23 protein-coding genes and 1 riboswitch are annotated in these 20603 nt (G+C 62.2%); of the genes, 16 read left to right on the top strand and 7 right to left on the bottom strand.

What is annotated here, in order from left to right; genetic code table 11:
- Positions 1 to 18 precede the first annotated feature (18 nt).
- From D8W71_RS25540 to D8W71_RS25550, 3 genes are read right to left on the bottom strand one after another with little or no spacing between them, the layout of a single operon-like run.
- Positions 19 to 501, bottom strand: a complete 483-nt coding sequence (locus D8W71_RS25540; RefSeq protein ID WP_121117736.1) for a DUF2029 domain-containing protein — start codon at positions 499 to 501, stop codon at positions 19 to 21.
- Between the two features lie 6 nt (positions 502 to 507).
- Positions 508 to 1029 carry a hypothetical protein gene (locus tag D8W71_RS25545; RefSeq protein ID WP_121119921.1) on the bottom strand — a complete coding sequence of 174 codons (522 nt, stop codon included), beginning with the start codon at positions 1027 to 1029 and terminating at the stop codon, positions 508 to 510.
- Between the two features lie 5 nt (positions 1030 to 1034).
- Entirely contained in the window at positions 1035 to 1244 is a 210-nt protein-coding gene (locus tag D8W71_RS25550; protein WP_121117738.1) for a helix-turn-helix transcriptional regulator, read from the bottom strand.
- 315 nt (positions 1245 to 1559) lie between these two features.
- Between D8W71_RS25550 and urtA the strand changes: the two genes are divergently transcribed.
- From urtA to D8W71_RS25580, 6 genes are all read left to right on the top strand, one after another.
- A complete protein-coding gene (gene urtA / locus D8W71_RS25555) occupies positions 1560 to 2834 on the top strand; it encodes an urea ABC transporter substrate-binding protein (protein WP_121117740.1) in 1275 nt (424 codons plus the stop codon).
- Positions 2835 to 2929: 95 nt separating this feature from the next.
- Complete coding sequence (gene urtB / locus D8W71_RS25560) at positions 2930 to 3814, top strand: urea ABC transporter permease subunit UrtB (RefSeq protein WP_121117742.1); 885 nt, start codon at positions 2930 to 2932, stop codon at positions 3812 to 3814.
- Complete coding sequence (gene urtC / locus D8W71_RS25565; RefSeq protein WP_121117744.1) at positions 3811 to 4905, top strand: urea ABC transporter permease subunit UrtC; 1095 nt, start codon at positions 3811 to 3813, stop codon at positions 4903 to 4905. Before urtB ends, urtC begins: the two co-directional genes overlap by 4 nt.
- Positions 4902 to 5732: an urea ABC transporter ATP-binding protein UrtD gene (gene urtD, locus D8W71_RS25570; RefSeq protein ID WP_121117746.1), complete on the top strand. Its 831-nt coding sequence runs from the start codon at positions 4902 to 4904 to the stop codon at positions 5730 to 5732. Before urtC ends, urtD begins: the two co-directional genes overlap by 4 nt.
- Entirely contained in the window at positions 5725 to 6417 is a 693-nt protein-coding gene (urtE, locus tag D8W71_RS25575) for an urea ABC transporter ATP-binding subunit UrtE (RefSeq protein ID WP_121117748.1), read from the top strand. Before urtD ends, urtE begins: the two co-directional genes overlap by 8 nt.
- An 11-nt stretch (positions 6418 to 6428) precedes the next feature.
- The gene (locus D8W71_RS25580; RefSeq protein WP_121117750.1) at positions 6429 to 7103 is read left to right on the top strand and encodes a GntR family transcriptional regulator; all 675 of its coding nucleotides are present in this window, start codon (positions 6429 to 6431) and stop codon (positions 7101 to 7103) included.
- A gap of 11 nt (positions 7104 to 7114) precedes the next feature.
- Here the strand turns inward: D8W71_RS25580 and D8W71_RS25585 are convergent, their stop codons facing one another.
- Complete coding sequence (locus D8W71_RS25585; RefSeq protein WP_236078153.1) at positions 7115 to 8044, bottom strand: ABC transporter substrate-binding protein; 930 nt, start codon at positions 8042 to 8044, stop codon at positions 7115 to 7117.
- 130 nt (positions 8045 to 8174) lie between these two features.
- Here D8W71_RS25585 and D8W71_RS25590 point away from each other — a divergent pair, with 130 nt between their 5' ends.
- From D8W71_RS25590 to D8W71_RS25615, 6 genes are all read left to right on the top strand, one after another.
- On the top strand, positions 8175 to 9989 hold the full coding sequence (locus D8W71_RS25590; protein WP_121119923.1) for an N-acyl-D-amino-acid deacylase family protein: 1815 nt from the start codon (positions 8175 to 8177) through the stop codon (positions 9987 to 9989).
- Positions 9986 to 10591, top strand: coding sequence for a TetR/AcrR family transcriptional regulator (locus D8W71_RS25595; RefSeq protein WP_121117754.1), 606 nt, complete (start codon positions 9986 to 9988; stop codon positions 10589 to 10591). Before D8W71_RS25590 ends, D8W71_RS25595 begins: the two co-directional genes overlap by 4 nt.
- Positions 10588 to 11424 carry an alpha/beta fold hydrolase gene (locus tag D8W71_RS25600; RefSeq protein WP_121117757.1) on the top strand — a complete coding sequence of 279 codons (837 nt, stop codon included), beginning with the start codon at positions 10588 to 10590 and terminating at the stop codon, positions 11422 to 11424. The genes D8W71_RS25595 and D8W71_RS25600 overlap by 4 nt, the downstream gene beginning before the upstream one ends.
- A gap of 88 nt (positions 11425 to 11512) precedes the next feature.
- Entirely contained in the window at positions 11513 to 12562 is a 1050-nt protein-coding gene (locus D8W71_RS25605) for a M48 family metallopeptidase (protein WP_121117759.1), read from the top strand.
- A 4-nt stretch (positions 12563 to 12566) separates the two neighbouring features.
- The gene (locus tag D8W71_RS25610) at positions 12567 to 12902 is read left to right on the top strand and encodes an MmcQ/YjbR family DNA-binding protein (protein ID WP_236077610.1); all 336 of its coding nucleotides are present in this window, start codon (positions 12567 to 12569) and stop codon (positions 12900 to 12902) included.
- 10 nt (positions 12903 to 12912) lie between these two features.
- Positions 12913 to 13446, top strand: a complete 534-nt coding sequence (locus tag D8W71_RS25615; protein WP_121117763.1) for a carboxymuconolactone decarboxylase family protein — start codon at positions 12913 to 12915, stop codon at positions 13444 to 13446.
- A gap of 2 nt (positions 13447 to 13448) precedes the next feature.
- Here the strand turns inward: D8W71_RS25615 and D8W71_RS25620 are convergent, their stop codons facing one another.
- Positions 13449 to 14237, bottom strand: coding sequence for an alpha/beta fold hydrolase (locus D8W71_RS25620; protein WP_121117765.1), 789 nt, complete (start codon positions 14235 to 14237; stop codon positions 13449 to 13451).
- 65 nt (positions 14238 to 14302) lie between these two features.
- Here D8W71_RS25620 and D8W71_RS25625 point away from each other — a divergent pair, with 65 nt between their 5' ends.
- Positions 14303 to 15262: a DUF6924 domain-containing protein gene (locus D8W71_RS25625; RefSeq protein ID WP_121117767.1), complete on the top strand. Its 960-nt coding sequence runs from the start codon at positions 14303 to 14305 to the stop codon at positions 15260 to 15262.
- Here the strand turns inward: D8W71_RS25625 and D8W71_RS28450 are convergent.
- A complete protein-coding gene (locus tag D8W71_RS28450) occupies positions 15247 to 17712 on the bottom strand; it encodes a DUF222 domain-containing protein (RefSeq protein WP_121117769.1) in 2466 nt (821 codons plus the stop codon). The two genes, D8W71_RS25625 and D8W71_RS28450, sit on opposite strands and share 16 nt — an antisense overlap.
- Before the next feature lie 516 nt (positions 17713 to 18228).
- Complete coding sequence (locus tag D8W71_RS25635; RefSeq protein WP_153275431.1) at positions 18229 to 18618, bottom strand: hypothetical protein; 390 nt, start codon at positions 18616 to 18618, stop codon at positions 18229 to 18231.
- A gap of 244 nt (positions 18619 to 18862) precedes the next feature.
- On the opposite strand from D8W71_RS25635, the gene D8W71_RS25640 reads away from it, so the two are divergent.
- From D8W71_RS25640 to D8W71_RS25650, 3 genes are all read left to right on the top strand, one after another.
- A complete protein-coding gene (locus D8W71_RS25640; protein ID WP_121117773.1) occupies positions 18863 to 19429 on the top strand; it encodes a CGNR zinc finger domain-containing protein in 567 nt (188 codons plus the stop codon).
- 176 nt (positions 19430 to 19605) lie between these two features.
- Entirely contained in the window at positions 19606 to 19929 is a 324-nt protein-coding gene (locus tag D8W71_RS25645; RefSeq protein WP_153275432.1) for a hypothetical protein, read from the top strand.
- 69 nt (positions 19930 to 19998) lie between these two features.
- Positions 19999 to 20078, top strand: a riboswitch (ZMP/ZTP riboswitch).
- A gap of 18 nt (positions 20079 to 20096) precedes the next feature.
- Positions 20097 to 20597, top strand: coding sequence for a GNAT family N-acetyltransferase (locus tag D8W71_RS25650; RefSeq protein WP_121117777.1), 501 nt, complete (start codon positions 20097 to 20099; stop codon positions 20595 to 20597).
- The last annotated feature ends 6 nt before the right edge of the window (positions 20598 to 20603 follow it).

Consider the following 20603-nt stretch of genomic DNA (forward strand, 5'->3'; position numbering starts at 1 on the left):
CGAAGGCCACCTGTACCATCAGATTTCTTCGGCCTCGAAGCGGGCGTTCCGCTTACGTAGGTACCAAATACCCACCCCGACGGCGCCACCACCGACGACGGCTCCGGTTACTCCGCCCGCCCAGGAGCTCGCGTCCGCGAACATGTTCGGCTGCAGCTTCACCAGCACGCCGATGTAGCCGACCAGAATGACCAGGGCGACTACGAAACCACGGACGCGGCCGATCTTCGAGGCGGTGTACAGATTCACTCCGCGAGCCCATGAATAAACAATGGTCAGCGTGGTGACGGAGGTCAGAGCGACCAGAAGGCCCAGTGCGATCCAGGCACCGGTTCGGCCGGCAGTCCAGGCGAGAACAGCTGCCGCGATCATTGCCGCCCACGAGAACAGTTGAAAGCCTATGGCGGAGGCCTCGTTCCACACGTCTCGTTGTCGTTCGTCGTCGTAGAATTCGTCGTCGAGGTCCCCGACGAAACGCATGGTCTTGATGAATGCACTCATGACAGTTCAGCCTTCCTTTCCGAGTTCGACGAGTTCTTCCTGCTCGGCGCGGGCTTCGTCCTCGCGACCCAGGCGCTTCCTGCGGATCAGCCCGCCAATTCCGCAGACGAGTCCGCCGCACGCACCGATCGCCGCCCCCACAGCTATGTACCGTGTGCTGCCGCCGCCGTACTCGGCCAGAAGCGTCACTGCCGCGCCGCCTGCCCCGAGCAGGTAAAGGCCGACAGCGCCGTAGATGCGCGGCCGGGTGATTTTTTGCGAAGTGTGCATATCGAGCCCACGCGACTTGGTGTACCCGAGCACGGCGAACGTCACCGTCAAGAACACCACCACCACCCCGACTGCGATCCAGCTGCCGGTGATCCCGGCGACCCAGGGCAGGATCGCGGCGGCTGCGAGCGAGATCCAGAGAAACAGCTGGAACCCGACCGCCGACGCCTCGTTCCATACGTCGCGCTGCAGTTCGTCGTCGTAGAATTCGTCGTCCAGATCGCCGACGAAACGCATGGCCTTGATGAAGGTGCTCATGCTCGTCACTCCTCTTCCCCGAATAGTATTTCGACAGTGGTGTCCAGAGCTCTGGCCAGCTTCAACGCCAGGTAGACGCTCGGCGCGTAGTCGCCGCCTTCGACGGAGACGATGCTTTGCCTGCTGACCCCGCACGCCTTCCCGAGCTCTGCCTGGGTCAGTCGCGCGGCCTTGCGATGGTCACGCACTGCGTTGGTTTTCAGCGCGTTGGTCATGACAAAAGTCAAGCGGACTTGTCACTAGATGTCAACCCTTCTTGTCATTTCAGGGAGGCCATAGTGATTTACCCCCACGTTGTGCGCTCTTGACCCCCTGACGCGCACAACAGAGGGGTAGATCCGCCGCCACCGTCCACCACCGACGCACACCATCGGCGCCACGATCGCCCGGATGGGTAGTGCGCCAACTTGTTTACAGCGTCGTAACGGACGAAACGAACTCGTCACCGCGCAACATATCCGCGCAATACTCCCCCTTTACTGTCTGCAATCGCGAATACAACTCCGTATACAAGCGAAAGGGCGTCAAAGATGCCTGCACTTCCCCCACGCAAGTTCGCCACGCGCGCGCTGGTCACTCCGGCCGCACTGGCAATGGTCGCCCTGGCACTCACTGCATGCGGCAGCAAAGCAAGCGACACCGCATCCGGCGACGGAGGGTCCACCACAGAGTCCTGCGTGGACACCTCGGGTGACACGATCAAGGTCGGCTCACTGAACTCCCTGTCCGGAACAATGGCCATCAGTGAAGTGACAGTGCGTGATTCGATCGCACTCGCCATCGAAGAGATCAACGCCTCCGGCGGCGTCAACGGAAAGCAGATCGAGGTCGTCGCAGAAGACGGAGCCTCGGAGCCGACCGTCTTCGCCGAGAAGGCAGAAAAGCTCATCAGCAGCGACTGTGTCGCAGCGGTATTCGGCGGTTGGACATCCTCGTCGCGCAAGGCGATGCTTCCGGTCTTCGAAGACAACGACGCACTCCTCTACTACCCCGTTCAGTACGAGGGCCTCGAAGCATCCGACAACATCTTCTACACCGGCGCCACGACGAACCAACAGATCATTCCCGCCCTCGACTACCTCAAGGAACAGGGCGTGACCTCCCTCTACCTGGTCGGCAGCGACTACGTCTTTCCCCAGACCGCCAACCGCGAGATCAAGGCGTACGCAGCAGCCAACGGAATCGAGATCAAGGGCGAGGACTACACCCCGCTCGGTTCGACGGACTTCTCAACCATCGTCAACAAGGTTCGATCGGCCGACGCCGACGCCGTGTTCAACACCCTCAACGGTGACTCCAACGTCGCGTTCTTCCGCGAGTACACAAACGCCGGCCTCAAAGCCGCTGATATGCCGGTTATCTCGGTGTCCATCGCCGAGGAAGAGGTCGCAGGCATCGGTGCACAGAACATCGAGGGCCAGCTGACTGCGTGGAACTACTACCAGACGGTCGACTCACCGGAGAACACGAAATTCGTCGCCGACTACAAGGCCAAGTACGGCGCGGACAAGCCGACCTCCGATCCGATGGAAGCCGCCTACACGTCGGTCTACCTGTGGAAGAACACCGTCGAGAAGGCAGATTCGTTCGCAGTCAGCGACATTCAGGCCGCAGCCGACGGTGTCAGCTTCGCAGCTCCCGAAGGTGAGGTCGTCATCAACGGCGACAACCACCACATCTCAAAGACGGCCCGCATCGGCGAAATCCGTCCCGACGGCCTGATCTACACCGTCTGGGAGTCGCCGGCACCGATCGAGCCCGATCCGTTCCTCGAGACCTACGACTGGGCCGCCGACCTCAACTGATCCCAGGCCCTCCCTGCCAGTGGCACGAATAAGTCCCCTGTAGGGCACTTATTCGTGCCACTGGTGGCGGAGCCGCCTCTCCGAAGGAGCCTTACATGGATGTCGTAGTCGGGCAGCTGTTCACCGGCCTGAGTATCGGATCGATCCTCTTGCTCGCCGCTCTGGGACTCTCGCTGACGTTCGGTCAGATGGGCGTCATCAACATGGCTCATGGTGAATTCATCATGGCCGGTTCGTACACCGCTTACGTCGTACAGCAAGTCGTCTCCACCGGCGGGGCGTCGCTGTTCATCTCTCTGATCGTCGGATTCCTCGTCGGCGGCGCAATGGGCGTGCTGCTCGAGGTCACGCTCATCCAGCGCATGTATCACCGCCCGCTGGATACGCTGCTCGTCACGTTCGGTGTCGGACTCGTTCTGCAGCAATTGGCCCGCGACATCTTCGGTGCACCCGCGGTCAACGTCGTCTCCCCCGGTTGGCTCACGGGCGGCGTCGACATCCTCGGTGCCGTGGTCCCCAAGACACGCATCTTCATTCTCGTGCTCGCGATCATCTGCGTCCTCGCACTGTCGTTCGCGCTCAAGACAACCCCGATGGGCCGACGCATCCGTGCCGTGGTGCAGAACCGCGACCTCGCCGAGACGTCCGGAATCTCTTCCCGCAAGACCGACATCTCGACGTTCTTCATCGGTTCCGGTCTCGCAGGTGTCGCCGGAGTTGCACTGACGCTCATCGGATCGACGAGTTCGACCGTCGGCCAGAGTTACTTGATCGACGCATTCCTGGTGGTCGTGGTCGGCGGTCTCGGCCAGATCAAGGGCGCGGTCATCGCAGCGTTCGCTCTGGGCATCATCAACTCGTTCATCGAGTACAGCACCACGGCATCCATCGCCAAGGTCATCCTGTTCGTCCTCATCGTGATCTTCCTCCAAGCCCGCCCGCAAGGCCTGTTCGCGGTCAAGACAAGGAGTTTGGTGTGAGCACCTTCATTCAGAAACGTGGGGCATGGCTGGGATTTGCCATCGCCGCCATCCTCCTGTTCGCGGTCGCACCCGCCGTTCTCAGCGAGTTCAGGCTCAACCTTCTCGGCAAGTTCATCTGCTACGCCATCGTGGCCGTGGGAATCGGATTGGCCTGGGGCCGCGGCGGAATGCTCACCCTCGGTCAGGGCGTGTTCTTCGGACTCGGCGCGTACATCATGGCAATGCACCTCAAGATCTCCGACGCCGACATCCGCGGCGACGCAGTCCCGGACTTCATGTCCATCGCCGGTATCCGTGAACTGCCGTCGTACTGGGTTCCGTTCCAGTCGCCGTTCGTCACGATCCTCGGAATTCTCTTCGTTCCAGGTCTCGTCGCCCTGGTCCTCGGACTCGGCGTCTTCAAGCGCAGGGTCAAGGGTGCGTACTTCGCGATCCTCAGTCAGGCGCTGGCAGCGGCGTTCGCGATCCTGCTGATCGGACAGCAAAGTACGGGCGGATCCAACGGGCTCAACAGGTTCCGCACGTTCTTCGGGTTCAATCTGAACGACCCGGTCAACAAGCAGATGCTGTTCTTCATCGCCGCAGGAGTACTACTCGCAGTCGTCGCGATCACGCGTCAGCTGATGTACTCCCGTTACGGCGAACTCCTCGTCGCTGTCCGTGATCAGGAAGAGCGCGTTCGCTTCCTGGGCTACGACCCGGCCAACGTCAAGATCGTCGCGTATGTCACCGCTGCCTTCTTCGCGGGACTTGCCGGGGCCCTGTTCGTCCCGATCGTCGGCATCGTCTCCCCCAACGATGTCGGCATCGTTCCCTCCATCGCATTCCTCATCGGCGTCGCGATCGGTGGACGCACCACCTTGCTCGGTCCCGTCCTCGGAGCACTGGGAGTGGCGTGGGCACAGACCACGTTGTCCGAGCAGTTCCCGTCCGGTTGGACATACGCACAGGGCTTGCTGTTCATCGTCGTCGTCGGATTCTTCCCTGCGGGTGTCGCCGGACTCTTCGCCCTGAGGCGACGGAAGAAGGCCGCGGAGAACGAACCAGGCGATGTCGTCGACGTCGAAGAGAAGGAACTGGTCAAATGATCCACATCGACAGCCACCAGCCGACGTTCGGCGGTAACGCCGGTATGTCGAGCCAGTACCTCGAAGTACGCGGTCTCACCGTAAGTTTCGACGGTTTCAAAGCCAACACCGACGTGAATCTCACCCTCATGCAGGGTGATCTTCGGTTCCTCATCGGCCCGAACGGTGCGGGAAAGACAACGCTGATCGACGCCATCACCGGCCTGGTTCCAGCGACGGGCTCCGTCACCAAGTCCGGCGTCGAACTGCTCGGAAAGAAGGTTCACCAGATCGCGCGCCTGGGTGTCGGGCGAACGTTCCAGACTGCCAGCATCTTCGAGCAGCTCACGGTTCTGCAGAATCTGGACATCGCGGCCGGCTCCGGCCGAAAGTGGTCGACAATGCTGCGCAAGCGAAAGACCGTGTCGGACGAGATCGAGGAAGCACTCGAGACCATCGGCTTGAGAGGGGAACGCGACAAGCCCGCCGGCATCCTCGCCCATGGGCAGAAGCAGTGGCTCGAAATCGGAATGCTGTTGGTACAGAACGCTGATGTTCTCCTTCTCGACGAGCCCGTCGCAGGCATGAGCCACGAAGAACGCGAAGAGACCGGCGAACTGCTTCGCCGCATCGGCGGCGAGCGCACGGTGGTCGTCGTCGAACACGACATGGACTTCATGCGTGCGTTCGCTACGTCGGTAACTGTTCTCGCCGGCGGAAAGGTGCTGTCGGAGGGAACTGTCGCCGAGGTCCAGGCGGATCCGAAGGTCCAAGAGGTCTACCTCGGCACGGCTGCCGCTGGTGAAGAACTCGAACAGATCGCAGAAGAGGGAGACGGCCATGCTTGAACTCGTCGACGTACGAACCGGTTACGGCCGAAGCGAGGTCATCCATGGCGCGTCCCTGACGGTACCTGCAGACGGCGTCGCCGCAGTGATGGGCCACAACGGCGCAGGCAAGACGACGCTGCTTCGCGCGGCAGTCGGGTTGCTGAAGGTCACGTCGGGGAAGGTCATGTTCGACGGTGAGGACGTCAGTGCTCTTCGTCCGAGTGCGCGCGTCGCACGCGGTCTCGCATACGTTCCGCAGGGACAACAGTCCTTCGGCCAGCTCACTACGGCAGAGAACCTGCAGGTCGTCGCCGACGGTCGCAAACGCGGCAAAGCGCTGATCGACGAAGCCCTCGATCTCTTCCCTGCCCTGAAGGAACTGCTCACCAGACGCGCCGGCCTACTGTCGGGTGGCCAGCGTCAGCAGCTCGCCATTGCCCGGGCATTGATCACCGAACCGAAAATGCTCATTCTCGACGAGCCCACCGAGGGTATCCAGCCGTCGGTCGTCGCCGAGATCGAGCGCACGATTCTCGACCTCACGCGCCGCGGTGGACTCGGCGTGCTCTTGGTCGAGCAGCACATCGGCTTCGCACTCGAGTCGGCCCAGAACTACTACATCCTCGAAGCCGGGCGGATCACCTCGAGCGGAGCGGGCGGTACCGATTCCGAGGCCGACGTACGCGCAGCGATGGCGATCTGATCGACATTGTCATGCAGCGCAAGGACCTTCGCGAGAAGGTATACGTTTCACTACGTCGAGATCTGATCTCCGGCGCGATCACTGCCACCGAACGACTCGGCGAGGAACGCCTGGCGGAGCTGTACGGCGTCTCACGCACCCCGGTGCGTGAGGCGCTCGCACGGCTTCAATCGGACGGTCTGGTCATGCGAGCCGAGGACGGACTCCACCCGTACCGCCCACGGGTCGACGAGCTTGCCGGTCTGTACGAGCTACGCCGTACCCTCGAGTCTCGCGGAATCACCAGAGCAATCGAGGATTCGGCGATTGTCCACGACCGGCAATCCATCGAAATCGAACTGCGAACCTGGCACGAAGCCATCGATTCAGCACCCGACCCCCCCGACGTGGTTTTGATGGACGAACGTTTTCACACCACTGTGCTGGCGGCCTCGGGGAACGACGCACTCACCGATGCGCTCCGTGCTGTCAACGCCAAGGTCCGTCCAGTGCGCATGCTCGGGCCGATGTCGTCCGACGACTTTCGCGCGCGGATCGACGAGCACATTCGCATCGGTGAACTCGTCATCGACGGCAAACTCGACGACGCGTTGACCGCGTTGCTGATGCACATCGACGCCTCTCGCGATCGAGTCATCGCTCGGGCGGAGGAAGCTGCGGCGTTGGCCGGTATGGTGCGGACCTGAGTGATGCGGCCTTACTGCGACAGAATGCGATCGATGTCGTCGAGCACCGCCTGTCCGCCCTTGGGCCCGACGCCGGTGATCCAGTAGGACTGGTCCACTGCGTGCGGGTTGGGAAGAGCCGCAGCATTTGCCGTGATCGAGACGGGGATCGCCGCTGGGTCGGACGGGGTGGCGGAGGTGACGACGATCAGGTCTGCACGTGCCTCGCCGACGAGTTCGGGAGACAGGTCCACGGAGATCTCGTCGGCCCATTCCGCCCTCGGTGGCGTCGTGAACCCGGCGCATTCGAGAGTGCTGCCCGCGAACGACAGAGGTCCGTAGAGCGTCAACACGTCGTCACGCGGTCGAATCAGCTGGGCGGTCTTGCCGTCGGTGTCGTGTTCGGCGGCAACCTCCGCGCACCGGTTTTCGTAGTCGCCCAGCAGTTCGCCGGCCTTGTCCTCCAGCCCGAGCGCGCGGCCGACAAATCGAACATTGTCCTGCCATGGATCGGATTGGGATGCCATGAAGACTGTCGGGGCTATCGCCGCCAGCTGGTCGTAGAACTCACCGTGCCGGGTCTCGGTTCCCAGGATGAGGTCGGGTTGCAGCGCTGCGATGGACTCGATGCGCGGCGCAGGAACGGTTCCGATGGTTTCGATGGCAGCGGCGTCGTCTCCGAGATATGCCGGCACGCCGGTCGTTTCACTCAGCACGGCGGTACCGACCGGAATCACTCCGAGCGCGACGGAGGTGTCCAACTCGACGGGTTCCAGAGTCACGATCCGCAACGGCGATGTCGGCACTTCGGTAGTGCCGCGTGCATGTTCGACGGTTCTCGTCGTGGCTTCGGTGGTCGTCTCGCCTGCGACTGGTTCGTTCGATTCCCCCGAACAGGCCGTCGCCGTCGCCGTCAGAACGCATGCGGCCAACAACGCGAGCGCGGAACTTCTCGATCCCAACACCGGCAACCTCCAAGACTTGATTGAAAGTTAAAGGTTAGCCTAACCAGGCTCACGGAAGTGATCGCCCCTATTGCGAGTGACCACTCTCTAAGTTAGCGTTCATCCATCGACGGTGATGGAGGTCACAATGACGAGTAGGGCATTCGACGTAGTGCTGACCGGCGGCACCGTCTACGACGGCAGCGGAGGCCCTGGGGTCGTGGCCGACGTCGGCATCGTCGACGGGGTCGTACGCGCGGTGTCCTCCACACCCTTGGACATCGGCCCATCCACCGAAGTGGTCGACGCGACCGACAAGTGGGTGATGCCGGGCTTCGTGGACGTGCACACGCACTACGACGCCGAGGTACTCGTCGGGCCTGGGCTCGAAGAATCCGTCCGACACGGAGTAACCACCGTGCTATTGGGGAATTGCTCGCTGTCGACTCTGTACTCGACGCCGGTCGACATCGCCGACCTGTTCAGCCGTGTCGAGGCGCTCCCCCGCGATCACGTGTTGAAGGCTGTCGATACCCACAAGACGTGGTCGGGCCCGGCCGAGTACATCGACGCGCTGGAGCGACTCCCGCTCGGGCCCAATATCGCGGCGCTGGTGGGTCATTCCGATCTTCGGGCGCACGTCATGGGCCTCGATCGGTCGACCGACCGGAGTCAGAAGCCGACGCGAGGGGAATTCAAGGCAATGTCCGACGCCTTGAACGCAGCGCTCGACGCGGGGCTGCTCGGCATGTCGACGATGACCAACCCGTGGGACAAACTCGACGGTGATCGCTACCGGTCGCGGTCGCTGCCGTCGTCCTACGCACGGTGGTCCGAGTTCCGCGCATTGCACAAGATTCTTCGTCGACGCGATCGCTTGTTGCAGAGCATTCCGAACCTGAATACCAAGTACGACATCGCATTCTTCCTGGGCGCCGCAACCGCACTCGGTCGATCTCCCTTACGAATCTCGCTCCTCGCAGCGGCCGACGCCAAAGCGTCACCTTGGATTCATCACATTTTCGGGCCCCTCGCTCGCCTGGTGAACGGACCGGGGAAAGGCCGGTTCCGGTGGCAGCATCTTCCGACGACGTTCGACGTGTACTCCGACGGAATCGATCTTGTCGTATTCGAGGAATTCGGGTCGGGTCGGGCGGCGCTGCATCTGCGTGAAGAGCTAGGGCGCAACGAGCTGTTGTCCGACGAGGCGTACCGGCGCTGGTTCCGCGCCGATTTCGAAAAGAAGTTCAGCTCGCGCGTCTGGCACCGCGACTTCGCCGACGCCGAAATCACCGAGTGCCCCGACGCGTCCGTCGTCGGCAAGAACATCGCCGAGGTCGCCGCCGAACGTGGAGTGCACGTCGTCGACGCTTTCCTCGACCTCGTCGTCGAACACGGTCGTAAACTACGGTGGCACACCACGATCGCGAATCACCGCCGACGCCAGATGGACAAGCTCATCAACGCCCCGGGAGTCACCGTCGGATTCTCCGACGCGGGAGCGCACCTGCGGAACATGGCCTTCTACAATTTCGGGATTCGCTTGTTGCACCGAGTCCATGAGGCCAGGCACGACCGAAAGCCGTTCATGACGGTAGAAAAAGCGGTACACAAGCTCAGCGCCGAGCTCGCCGATTTCTACAACGTCGACGCCGGGCACCTGAGGATGGGCGATCGCGCGGACATCGTCGTCGTCGACCCGAACGGGCTCACCGCGGAGGTCACCGAGTACCGCGAGCACACCATGCCCGAGTTCGGCGGGTTGAGCAGAATGGTCAACCGCAACGATTCTGCGGTGACAGCCACCATCATCGCGGGCCGCGTCGTCTTCCGAGACGGCGAATTCGCGCCCTGGTTCGGCGTCTCGGAGCGGGCAGGAAGCTTCTTGCGGGCGGGAACACCGACCACACCGCAACCACGGGCCCGGGCCGCGGCTGTCTCCGAAACTAAGGCTCGTGTGTGAGGCGTACCCAGCAGCAGCGACGGGAGGAGACGGTTGCAAAGCTTCTCGACGCTGCCATCTCCTCGCTGTGTGAGAAGGGTTACGCGGCAACGACCGTCAACGAGATCGTGACGCGAGCCGGTCTGTCCTCCGGCGCATTGTTTCGGCATTTCGCCACGCGACTCGATATCGTCGGCGCAGCGGCCGACGAGGTTCGTCGTCGACAGTTCGAGGAGTTCCACACTGGCCTGAGTTCGTTCGGCAACGCGTCGGTCGAGCACTGTCTCACTCTGCTGCGCGCTGCGTGTCGCGCACCCGTCAACGGCGCCTGGTACGAACTGTTGATTGCAGCACGCAGCGATTCCGAGCTCCGAACACGTCTGACTCCGTTGACCGTTCGGTATCACGAGCAGATCGCTGCACTTGCCCGCACGTTGCCCGTCGCAGGCACGATCGACCCGCGACAGCTCGACACCGTTGTCTTCTCGGTTGTTCATCTCCTCGACGGTGAGGCGCTTGCAGCTATCGTTCATCCCCAGCCCGAGCAGGAGGCCATGCGACTCGAGATGATCGCGCACCTGCTCCGCGGCGGAACCGTCTACACGAGAAGCGAAGCCGGATGAGCGAGAGCGGCCGCTGGACGGTGCACACTCCCGGTGCCGAAATCGCGGTGTTCGAGTACGGCAATCGACACTCCGACACAACCGTGTTGCTCGTGCACGGCTACCCGGACGATCACCACGTGTTCGACCCCCTGATCGTTGAAATCGGGGATCGTGCCCGGGTCGTCGCATACGACACACGCGGCGGCGGCGAGACGGAAGTCGCCGACGGACTCGCGAACTACTCGATCGAACGACTCGCGGCCGACTCGTTCGCCGTCGTCGATTCGATTCCCGACCTAGCGGGACCGGTACACGTACTGGCGCACGACTGGGGTTCGGTTCAGATGTGGGAGGCCATGTCCGCAACACGGGCAGTGACCACGTTCGCGTCCTACGTATCGGTGTCAGGACCCAGCCTGGATCATTTGAGGCACGTCTCCCGGGCACGGGCGATTCGCCCGACGCAGTGGCCGTCATTGGCCACGCAACTCGTCCGTTCCTGGTACATCTGGGCGTTCCACTTGTCGGTGGTGCGGCGAAGCGTTCCCCGGTTCTTCTCCTCACTGGGCGATGAGGACGCACCGATTCCACAGCCGAGAAATCAACAGCGCGGTGTGGCCCTCTACCGTGCGAACGTCCTGCGGCGGCTCGTGTCCGGACCCGATCCGAGGTGCGATGTCCCCACCACAGTCGTAGTTCCCCGACGTGACCGCTTTCTGTCCGTCGATCTCGCAGACGGGATGGATCGCTGGATTCCAGACCTACAAGTAGTTCTGGTCGACGCCCAACACTGGTGGCCCTACACCCACCCCGCCGACGCGGCCGAACTGCTGCTGGGGCCGAGTGTGTGATCTGCCTACCGCATCCTAATCGGACCGATTCGTCCGTTTAACTGGTAATTTCGACAGTCGAGTAGGCACCGACCCTGGGAGATCGACGATGACCACCGCGCCGGACCGTACGCGTATCGAATTCCCCGACATCAGTTCGCGGGCGTGGGAGCATCCATCGGATCGCGCTGCCCTCGTCACGTTGCGCACTCTGAAGGGGTTCGACACCGTCCTGCGCACGCTGTCAGGCCTTCTCCGCGAACGCCAACACCGTCTGATGTACCTCGCCACTGCAGTGCGCGTCGACGACCGACAGTTCAAGGATCTGAACGACCTACGAACCGACTGCGTGGACATTCTCGGCGCTACGGAAACACCTGAACTCTTCGTTCTGCAATCGCCCGTCGTCAACGCTTTCACCATCGGAATGGATCGGCCGTTCATCGTGCTGACAACGGGGTTGCTCGACATCATGACCTACGAGGAACAGAGATTCGTCGTCGGACACGAGCTCGGACATGCACTTTCCGGTCACGCCGTCTATCGGACGGTGCTCATGCATCTGATGCGGCTGGCGGGCACCATCGGTTGGATCCCGGTCGGAGGTTGGGCCTTACGCGCGATCATCGCGGGGTTGATGGAATGGCAACGTAAGTCCGAACTCTCCGGCGACAGAGCAGGATTGCTCTGCGGCCAGGACGTTCACACTGCTATTCGCGTTCAGCTCAAGCTTGCTGGTGGGTCACGGATCAGTGAGATCGACGTAGACGCGTTCCTTGCCCAAGCGGCCGAGTACGAATCGAGCGGAGATCTTCGCGACGGGGTACTCAAACTACTCAACATCGAACTTCTCTCGCACCCGTTCTCCGTTCTTCGAGCTGCGGAATTGAAGAAGTGGGTCGACAGCGGCGAGTACGCGGCCGTGCTTCGCGGTGAGTATCCGCGCAAGTCCGAGGATCACGAGGCCAAGGCATCGGAGGAGTTCAAGAACGCGGCACGGTCCCACAAGGAAAGTTTCGACACGTCCGAGGATCCACTGATCAGCACGATCCGCAATCTCGGCAGTGGATTCACGGGCGCGGTCGACGCCGTGGGTAACGGCATCGGCGATGTGGCATCCGACATCAAGGACCGATTCGATCATTGGCGAAAGTCCTGAGCAGGTGGACCCGTCGCAGCACATCCAGACACTCTGTGCAGCTCTCCCCGGGGCAGAGCTGACGCATCCCTTCGGCAACGAGACATCGGTCTACAAGGTCGGGGGGAAGATGTTCGCCGCCATCGGCACCGGCGAGGGCGGAATCGACCGGATCACGGTGAAGTGCGATCCGGAGCGAGCCGAGGTGTTGGTCGGAGAACACGAGCACATCGTGCCTGGTTATCACATGAACAAGCGTCACTGGATCACCATCGACCTGGGCGGTTCGGTCCCACTCGAATTGGTGGAAGACCTCGTCGACGACTCACATTTCCTGGTGCACGGTAAAGCGCGCAGGTAGCGTCGGTGCGGTGAGCACACCTCGAATCCCGACCGGCTCGTTCAAAGACCTAGGCCCGATCAACTGGGTGCTGTGTCGAATTCTGTCGCGAGTGGCGGGTACCCCGGACGCGCATCTCTTCAGCACTTTGGGCCGAAACAAGGGACTCTTCCGCGGCTGGCTCTTCTACAGCGGGAGGTTGATGCCCGGCGGCCAGATTTCCAAGAAGGAAACAGAGCTTGTTATCAACCGCGTTGCGCACCTACGTGAGTGCGGATACGAGCAAGACCACCACAGCCGGATCGGCCGTCGATTCGGAGTGACGAAAGAGCTTCTGGCACAGGTGAAAGAAGGACCCGATGCGCTCGGATTGACTGAGCGTCATCGCACGATCCTGGCCGCGACGGACGAGCTACTCGATACCAAGAACCTGTCCGACGCAACCTGGGCCGCGCTGTCCGGCGAGTTCGACGAACGCCAGCTCATCGAATTCTTGCTGCTGGTAAGCCAATACGACGGCTTGGCAACCACCATCGGTACTCTACGCGTCGAGCGCGATTTTTGATCTCATGACGGGGCGGACTGCATTCGGTCGAGCCAACCATCAATCAGCGCACCGGTTTCCGCTTGCCGATCCAGGTGCACGTTGTGACCTGCACCGTCGAGTATTGCGAACGCCATATGCGGATAGTGCTGGAGCAATCCGATCTGATCGACGTGCCCGACGACGTGATCCTGCCTGCCTGTGATCATCACACCAGGTCCGTCGAAAGTCCCGAACCGTTCTTCCGGAACCGAACTCAGCGAATAGCTCGACTGAATTCGGGCGGCGGCCGACAGGTCCTGGGCTCGCAGGCCCGGTAGAACCGACTCCTCGAATTTTCGCCAATTGTCCTCGCTCTGGACGACCGCCATCTCCTGGTAGTCGCGAGCGTCGGCCGGGTCGAGCCTTCCCAGGAGACCGGGGTCCTCGCGCAGAACCGTTTTCGGAGGCAGTGTCCGGTCCGATCCCGGCCGGGCGACAGGAGCAATCAGCGCGACGCCGTCGACCTGCGACCCGAATTCAGCAACGACATGACGTGCGAGATATCCGCCGTAGGACATGCCCAGAACAGCGAATCGTCGGCTTCCGAAGTGCTCTTTCGCGAAGTCGACGAGAACCTCGGCGACCGCGTCGCTGCCGTCGACTTCCGGTCCCGCCGGGGTCCTACCGAATCCCGGCAGGTCGATGTACGTGCGTTCCCATCCTGCTCGGCGAACGAACACCTCTTCCAGGGGCAGCAGCAGGCGATGATCGACTGCAAACCCGTGGATGAGCAGGATCGGCTTTCCGGTTCCGATCGTGATCGAGTGCATGACCCCCACTGTCTCAGATCCGCGGTCCGTTGTCCGAACTCGATGCGGGAACCTACAGTTCACGAGTGGACATCTCCAAGACGATCGAGTTGGCCGTCCCGATCTTGTGGATCCAAACGATCGAACCGGATTCGTTCCTTGCGGAACACGGGTTCGGTGGCCCCGACAGCGGCCGCCTGATGTATCTCGGACGAAACCACATCGTTCTCTACAGCGGTGCGACGTACGGTCCCGCCCGTATCGAACTTACTTCGATGCAGCACGCACCGGAGCCGAGCCTCGGCCGATGGGAAACCGTCGAGGAGGGCACCATCGATGTCACGGGCGCGTTGACCTTGGTACCTCATCCGGTCGGCACCGAAACGAGCGTCGCCGACATCGTAGGAACAACTGCAGTCGACGGTGTTACACCCGGTCTGTGGCACGTCCGCGCTCATGCATCGGGGCGTGCCGTCGACCGAGCCGACGTATCCGTGCTGGTTCAGTTCTGGCCCGCAGATCGTGCGGTACCCCTGACAACACTGAAGGTCGGCGACGACTTCTTGCCTCACAGCCTGACGACCACGGTGACTCAGCCTCCGCCCAAGTCCAACCCGTTCGATTTGCCCAGGGACCGATCGCTTCTTATCCGAACCGAATTCTCCGACGACGACGCCTGGTCGGCGACGGTCGATGCTGCCAGCGTGCCCTGGAACCTCGATGGTGATGTCGAAATATGTGCGGACCTAGATACGATCGACAATGTCGCATTCGCGGAGCACACCGTGCACGAGTTGCGCGCGGTCTTAGGGAACCCACCACCGTACTTCTTCTTCGTTGCGGACCGCGAAACGATCATGAACCCGGATCATCCGATCCTTGCCGTGGACCACAGCAACGACGAATCAGGAACTCCTGCTGTGAAAACGGTGCGTGTCGCGCCGGAACACCTGGCTGAGGTGGAGAACAATCTGTCGCTCGGGAACATGGATTTCGCCGATTTCGCGGACTCGGCCGACGCCGACGGCGTTTATCGAGGATTCTGATCCCTTATCTGGCACATGCAGATTCGGGCATGGCTGTGGGCGGCACAGGTGGTGCTTTCTGTGCCGCTGGGTGCAGGTGCCCTGTGTGTGGGGCTGGTGGGGGCCGGGGTGGTCCCCCGGGTGGCGACCGGTTCTGCCGGTCGGGTCGCCACCCCCCTTGTGTCAGGCGGGTGGTGCGCCTGGTTCGGGGGTTCCGGGTTGTGGGGAATGTGGATGTCGCTGCGCCCGGGCTGTTTCGGGGTTCGGCTGGTCGGTGTCCGTTGATTCGAGGGTGCCGGGCATGCCGGGCAGGGGTGTGTCGGAGGGGTGGATGTATTCGTGTGGGTGGTGGTAGTGGTTGATGGTTCCGTGTCTGTGGGGTCGAGTGCGGTGGGTGGGTGCCAGAGGGTGCGGCCGGGGTAGGGGTGGTCGGGTTCGGCTTTGGTGGTGGCCCAATCGGTGTCGGTTTTTCCGACGAGGGGGTGGTGGATGTCGCAGCCGAAGGTGAGTGTGTCGATGTCGGTGTTGCCGCCGTCGGCCCATTCGTCGATGTGGTGGGTCTGGGAGTAGGTGGCGGGTCGGATGCAGCCGGGGAAGGTGCAGCCTCGGTCGGCGGCGATGAGGACGATGCGTTGGTCGGGTGTGGCGAGGCGTTTGGTGCGGGCGAGGTGCAGGGGTCTGCCGGTGCGGTCGTCGAAGATGACGAGGTAGTGGTGGGCGTGGGTGGCCATGCGGATGGCGTCGCGGATGGCGATGGTGGATCCAGTGGCGGTGATGGCGTGTCCGGTGGCTGTTTCGAGTTCTTTGAGTGTCATGGTGATGACGGCGGTGACGGGTAGTCCTCGGTGTTGGCCGAGTTGTCCGGAGGCGAGCATTTGTCGCAGGATTGTTTTGAGTGCGTCGTGTTGGCGTCGTCCGAGGCCGCGTCTGTCTCGTTGGGCCCGTTCGGTGTCGGCTTCGGATTCGGTATCGGTGACACCGGAGTCCGAATCCTCGCCGTCTCCGTCGCCGTCGGCATCCTCGCCGGGATCGTCGCTCTCGTCCTCGGCGGCGTCATCGTCGCCCGAACCGCAGTCGCCCGAACTGCCGTCGCCTGATCCATCACCCGAACTGTTGCCGGGACCGCCGCTACCCGAACTGCCGCAACGCGAATTGCCGGTGTCGTCGCCGGTGGGTGTGTCGAACAAGCTCGGCTCTGTGTTGTCGGGGCTGCTGTTGGTGTCGGGTTCGTTGGTGTCGGGTTCGTCGATTACGGGGGTGGTGTCGGCGGGGTTGCACATGCCGGGTTTGGCCCATTTGCTGAATGCGGCTTCGAGGTAGGCGCGGAATTCGGCGTCGCAGCGGAATCGTCCGGTGCTCAGTCCTGCGGCGTCGGGATCGTCGAGGTAGAGGTAGGTGTTCTCGGCGACCGATTCTGTGTCGAGGTCGCCGTCGGGGTCGAGGATGTCGTAGAGGCGGCGGGCGGCGACGGTGAACGCATCGGGCAGTAGGTCCCTAGCGAGTTGCACCAGTTGTTGTTCGGCGTGCTCGGCGGTGTCGGCGTCGACTTTGGTGCCGAGTCTTTTGAAGAATTTGCGGATGATCTGTTGGTGTTCTTCGCCGATGATTCCGTTTTCGGCGGCGTGGGTGGTGGCGGGTAGGTGTGGTGGGAGGCGTTCACCGGTGAGGGTGGTGCGTTCGCCGAATTGTTCGGCCATCAGGATGCGTTGTCCGGATTGTTTCATCGACAGTCGGAGGAGGACGGCGAGTGCTTCGGGGATCGATCCGTAGATGCCGTCGAGTCCGTGTTGGTCGATGAGGTCGGCGATCCAGGTGTGGGAGTAGGCGAACAGGGTTCGGGTCATGGTTTCGGTACGCATCAGCAGGGCTCGGCGGTCACTGTTGGTCAGGGACATCGTTTGTATCTGTCCGAGTCGTATGATGCCTGCTTCGAGGTCTGCGATGACGCGTGCGAGGCCGGGTGCGTCGATCACCGGTGTCGCGGTCAGGTCGAGTTCGGTGACCGGTACGACTCCGTCTCGGCCGTCGCGGTTGGTGGACCACGACTGTGCCCAGGCGGTCATCGGATCCGGCTTCGACCCCGCTGTTCCTTCCTGCAGAGCATCTCCCTCCGCTTCAGCCTGATCCCCCGACCCAGCCTGCTGCACTTCAGCCTCCTCCGATTCAGCTGGATCCTCCGTGCTGATCGAATCAGGTTCGACTGCAACACCACTCGGCTCGGAGGTCTCATCCGCATCGGCGCTGCCACCTACTGATTCAGCAGCCGCATCCGGCAGCACGGCAGCATCACCAACCGTGACTGAGTCACCAACCGTCACCGCATCACCGGCCGTCACCGCGTCATCGACAGTCACCGCTTCCCCCGCCGTCACCGCTTCGCCGGCCGTCACCGCACCACCGACCGTCAGATCGGCGATATCCCCTGCTGCTGTGTTGGCTTCGTCGACCGAAGCGCTATCCCCCGAAAGCATGAGATCAATCTAGCCCGACCCACCGACAAGTTTTCGAACACCAGTTCGATACACCCTATGCGGCGATCCGCCTGCGCGGACGTCTGGACTCCATGTCGAGCGAATACATCAGGCAGAAGTGCTAGATTGCCAAATCAATTGCGCCAGTCGAGGTTCGACCTACATGAGCACCGCGGCACCGAGTAGCCAGTAGCGGGCCCAGACTCGCCGGGCGCACGAGAGTCGGTCATCCCTCGCGGCGCTCCTGTGGCGGTCCGTTCTGGAGCCGGAGATACGTTCCGCGCGAATGTCATCGCCACCACCGCACCTCGTTCACCAACGAAAGGAGGGTGCATCGAGAGCTGCGCCGGAGGGCCTCACCGGGTCGGCCGCCCCTGTACCCACTGACGTGGGCCGGATGGCGCAGACGTGGCCGTCGTAGATTCCGGAAGTGTGCTGTAGTCAACCGAGTTCGGAGATCGCCCAAGCCCTCGGCCACCAGGGCTTGGTGTGGGTGAACGCCGATGGCTCGTCGGCTCACGAAGCGGACCCGCCGTCAGTAGGTTCCGCAATCTGCCGCAAGGCGAACAGCAGTAGTACAGCCGACACAGCTGTCAGGGACAGTGAAAACGCCGGCCGTTCGGAAGCAGCCAACAGAACCGCGATCGACCACGTCGCGATTCCGGCCACCAGCAACACAACTGCCGCAACGGCGCCGCTCTCGACATGAAACAACCCGATCCGAATCTGCAACAGCACCAATCCGATGGCCGATGCAATCCCTGCGACGGCCAGGCTCAAAGCTGCTGTCACACCGGTCGACTCACCAGCCGACAGCATCACCACCGGCAACCCGCACGCTACGACCACCGTCCCAACCTCGAGCCAACCGGCGCGCCTTGAAAGCAGCCGAGTACGCACATCCATGTCGATCCCCTCCACGCTGTTCGATGACCGGAACTCCGGTCCCGTTCGGTTCAACCCACTGGGTTCGATGAACTCCCGCCATCGGCAAAAAGTGACACCGAATCCCGGACGGGCAAGACAGGCGAAAAACGAGCGATCCGAATGCGAGCTCGAGACCCTAGCGTCTCGACGATCGGTCATCCGGAACCGGCTAAGACAGTTCTAGCAGTCCCTGAACTTCTAGGCAACCGGCTAAGGTGGTTCCATGCGCACCGACTATCCCGACTTTCGCTTTGGGACTGTGCTCGCGACGAGCTTCACTGCAACGCTGACCGAGCGCCGAGGCGACGCAGTCGAACGGATTCCAACCCCACAACGACTCATCGACTGGCTGACCGTCAGCGGACTATCGGTCGGGTCGTGCGACAGCGACCAACTCGACCTTGCTCGCGAACTGAGGGAAGCAATTCACGCAACTGCGACGGCCGCAGCACTCGCAGAACCACTCCCCGAATCAGCCGTCTCGATAATCAACGACCGCAGCACACACGGCAGTGCGGCAGCGATCCTGACGCACGAAGGACAGCGGCAGTGGCAGCTCAGTACCGCGACGTCCGTCGAAGATGCACTGAGCGTGGTCGCTGCCAACGCAATCGAGATCCTTTCCGGCGAACGAGACGGCAGATTGGCCTTGTGCGCATCGCTTACGTGCCGGGCCGCATTCTTCGATACCAGCCAGAGCCGCTCCCGCCGATGGTGCGACATGAACACGTGTGGCAACCGTCAGAAGAAGGCCCGCTACAACGCCCACCAGCGCCGCAGACCGACTTGAGCCCAACGTCGAGCCACAACCAGCGCCGAGCTGGGTGTTCTGACCGGGCCTAAGGTAGGTGTAATTCATCGAAATCGCGCGTTCACGAGGGGGGTCGGGTGTCGAAGTTTCGCGTACGACTCGACAGTGAGGTTGTTCGCCGGTGGGCAAACACCCTCGCTCCAATCTGGTTCACGGTGGTGCTTTGGCCCCGCCTGGGCGACGCCGTCGAACATCCCACTCTCTGGAACTGGCTTTTCGTTGTAGCCGTCCTCGCAGGCGCGGTCACATTCGCGATAGACGCCGTCAGGATGTGGCGCAAGCACTTGGCGCGAGGAACTACGGCGGCCCGCCCGTTAGTTGCAACCGACGACGTTCCGTCTGTGGACGTGCAGTCTGCGATCGCGGGGACGAAAAACCGGATTTCGGCAATCAAAGCGCTGCGTGAACGACACCGCGGCCTCCGACTGAAGGACGCTGCAGATCTTGTCGACGCAGCTCTCGCTGCTCGAAGTGAATGAGGGCAAGTACGCCACTCACATCGCGTCGTCCGACGACGCTTCGGTCTCCGATTGCGACGGATGCTAAGTTCCTGACAGGGCAACTGGCGATAGGTGGTCACCACCGGGGAGCCCCTGAAAGCGAAGCGTCGTCCGCCTGGGTGCTTCACCACTTCTGGTGAAGGCGGATGCCCGTGTTACTTTTTCGTCGTGCCGAGAGTGCAGACGCGGCAACGATATTGGCTTTGCGCCACGCGGCCGAGGATTGGTTGGCTGCGAGATCCATCGACCAGTGGACGCCACGAGAGGTTTCACTCGCGACTATCGATCAGCAAGTCGCCCGTGGCGAGTTCGTCGTCGGTCTCGAGCCGCACACACAGAACATCATCGCCGCAATGCGATTGATCTGGTCGGACCCGAAAATCTGGACCGACGACGAGAACGCCTGCTATGTCCACGGCCTGGTTATCGATCGTTCTCACGCAGGCGCGGGCCTCGGAACGGCAATGCTCGATCAGGCGTCCGATACGGCACGAAAAGCCAGCGTGGGTCGCTTGAGACTCGATTGCGCCGAAACCAACGCCGCTCTACGTAGCTACTACAAGCACCACGGTTTCAACGAGATCGGACGCCGCGAATTCGATGACGGCCAGTGGTTCAGCGTCACGCTGTTCGAGATGCGCCTCTGATCGACG

The sequence above is a fragment of the Rhodococcus sp. P1Y genome (assembly GCF_003641205.1).
In the GTDB taxonomy this organism is placed as follows: domain Bacteria; phylum Actinomycetota; class Actinomycetes; order Mycobacteriales; family Mycobacteriaceae; genus Rhodococcoides.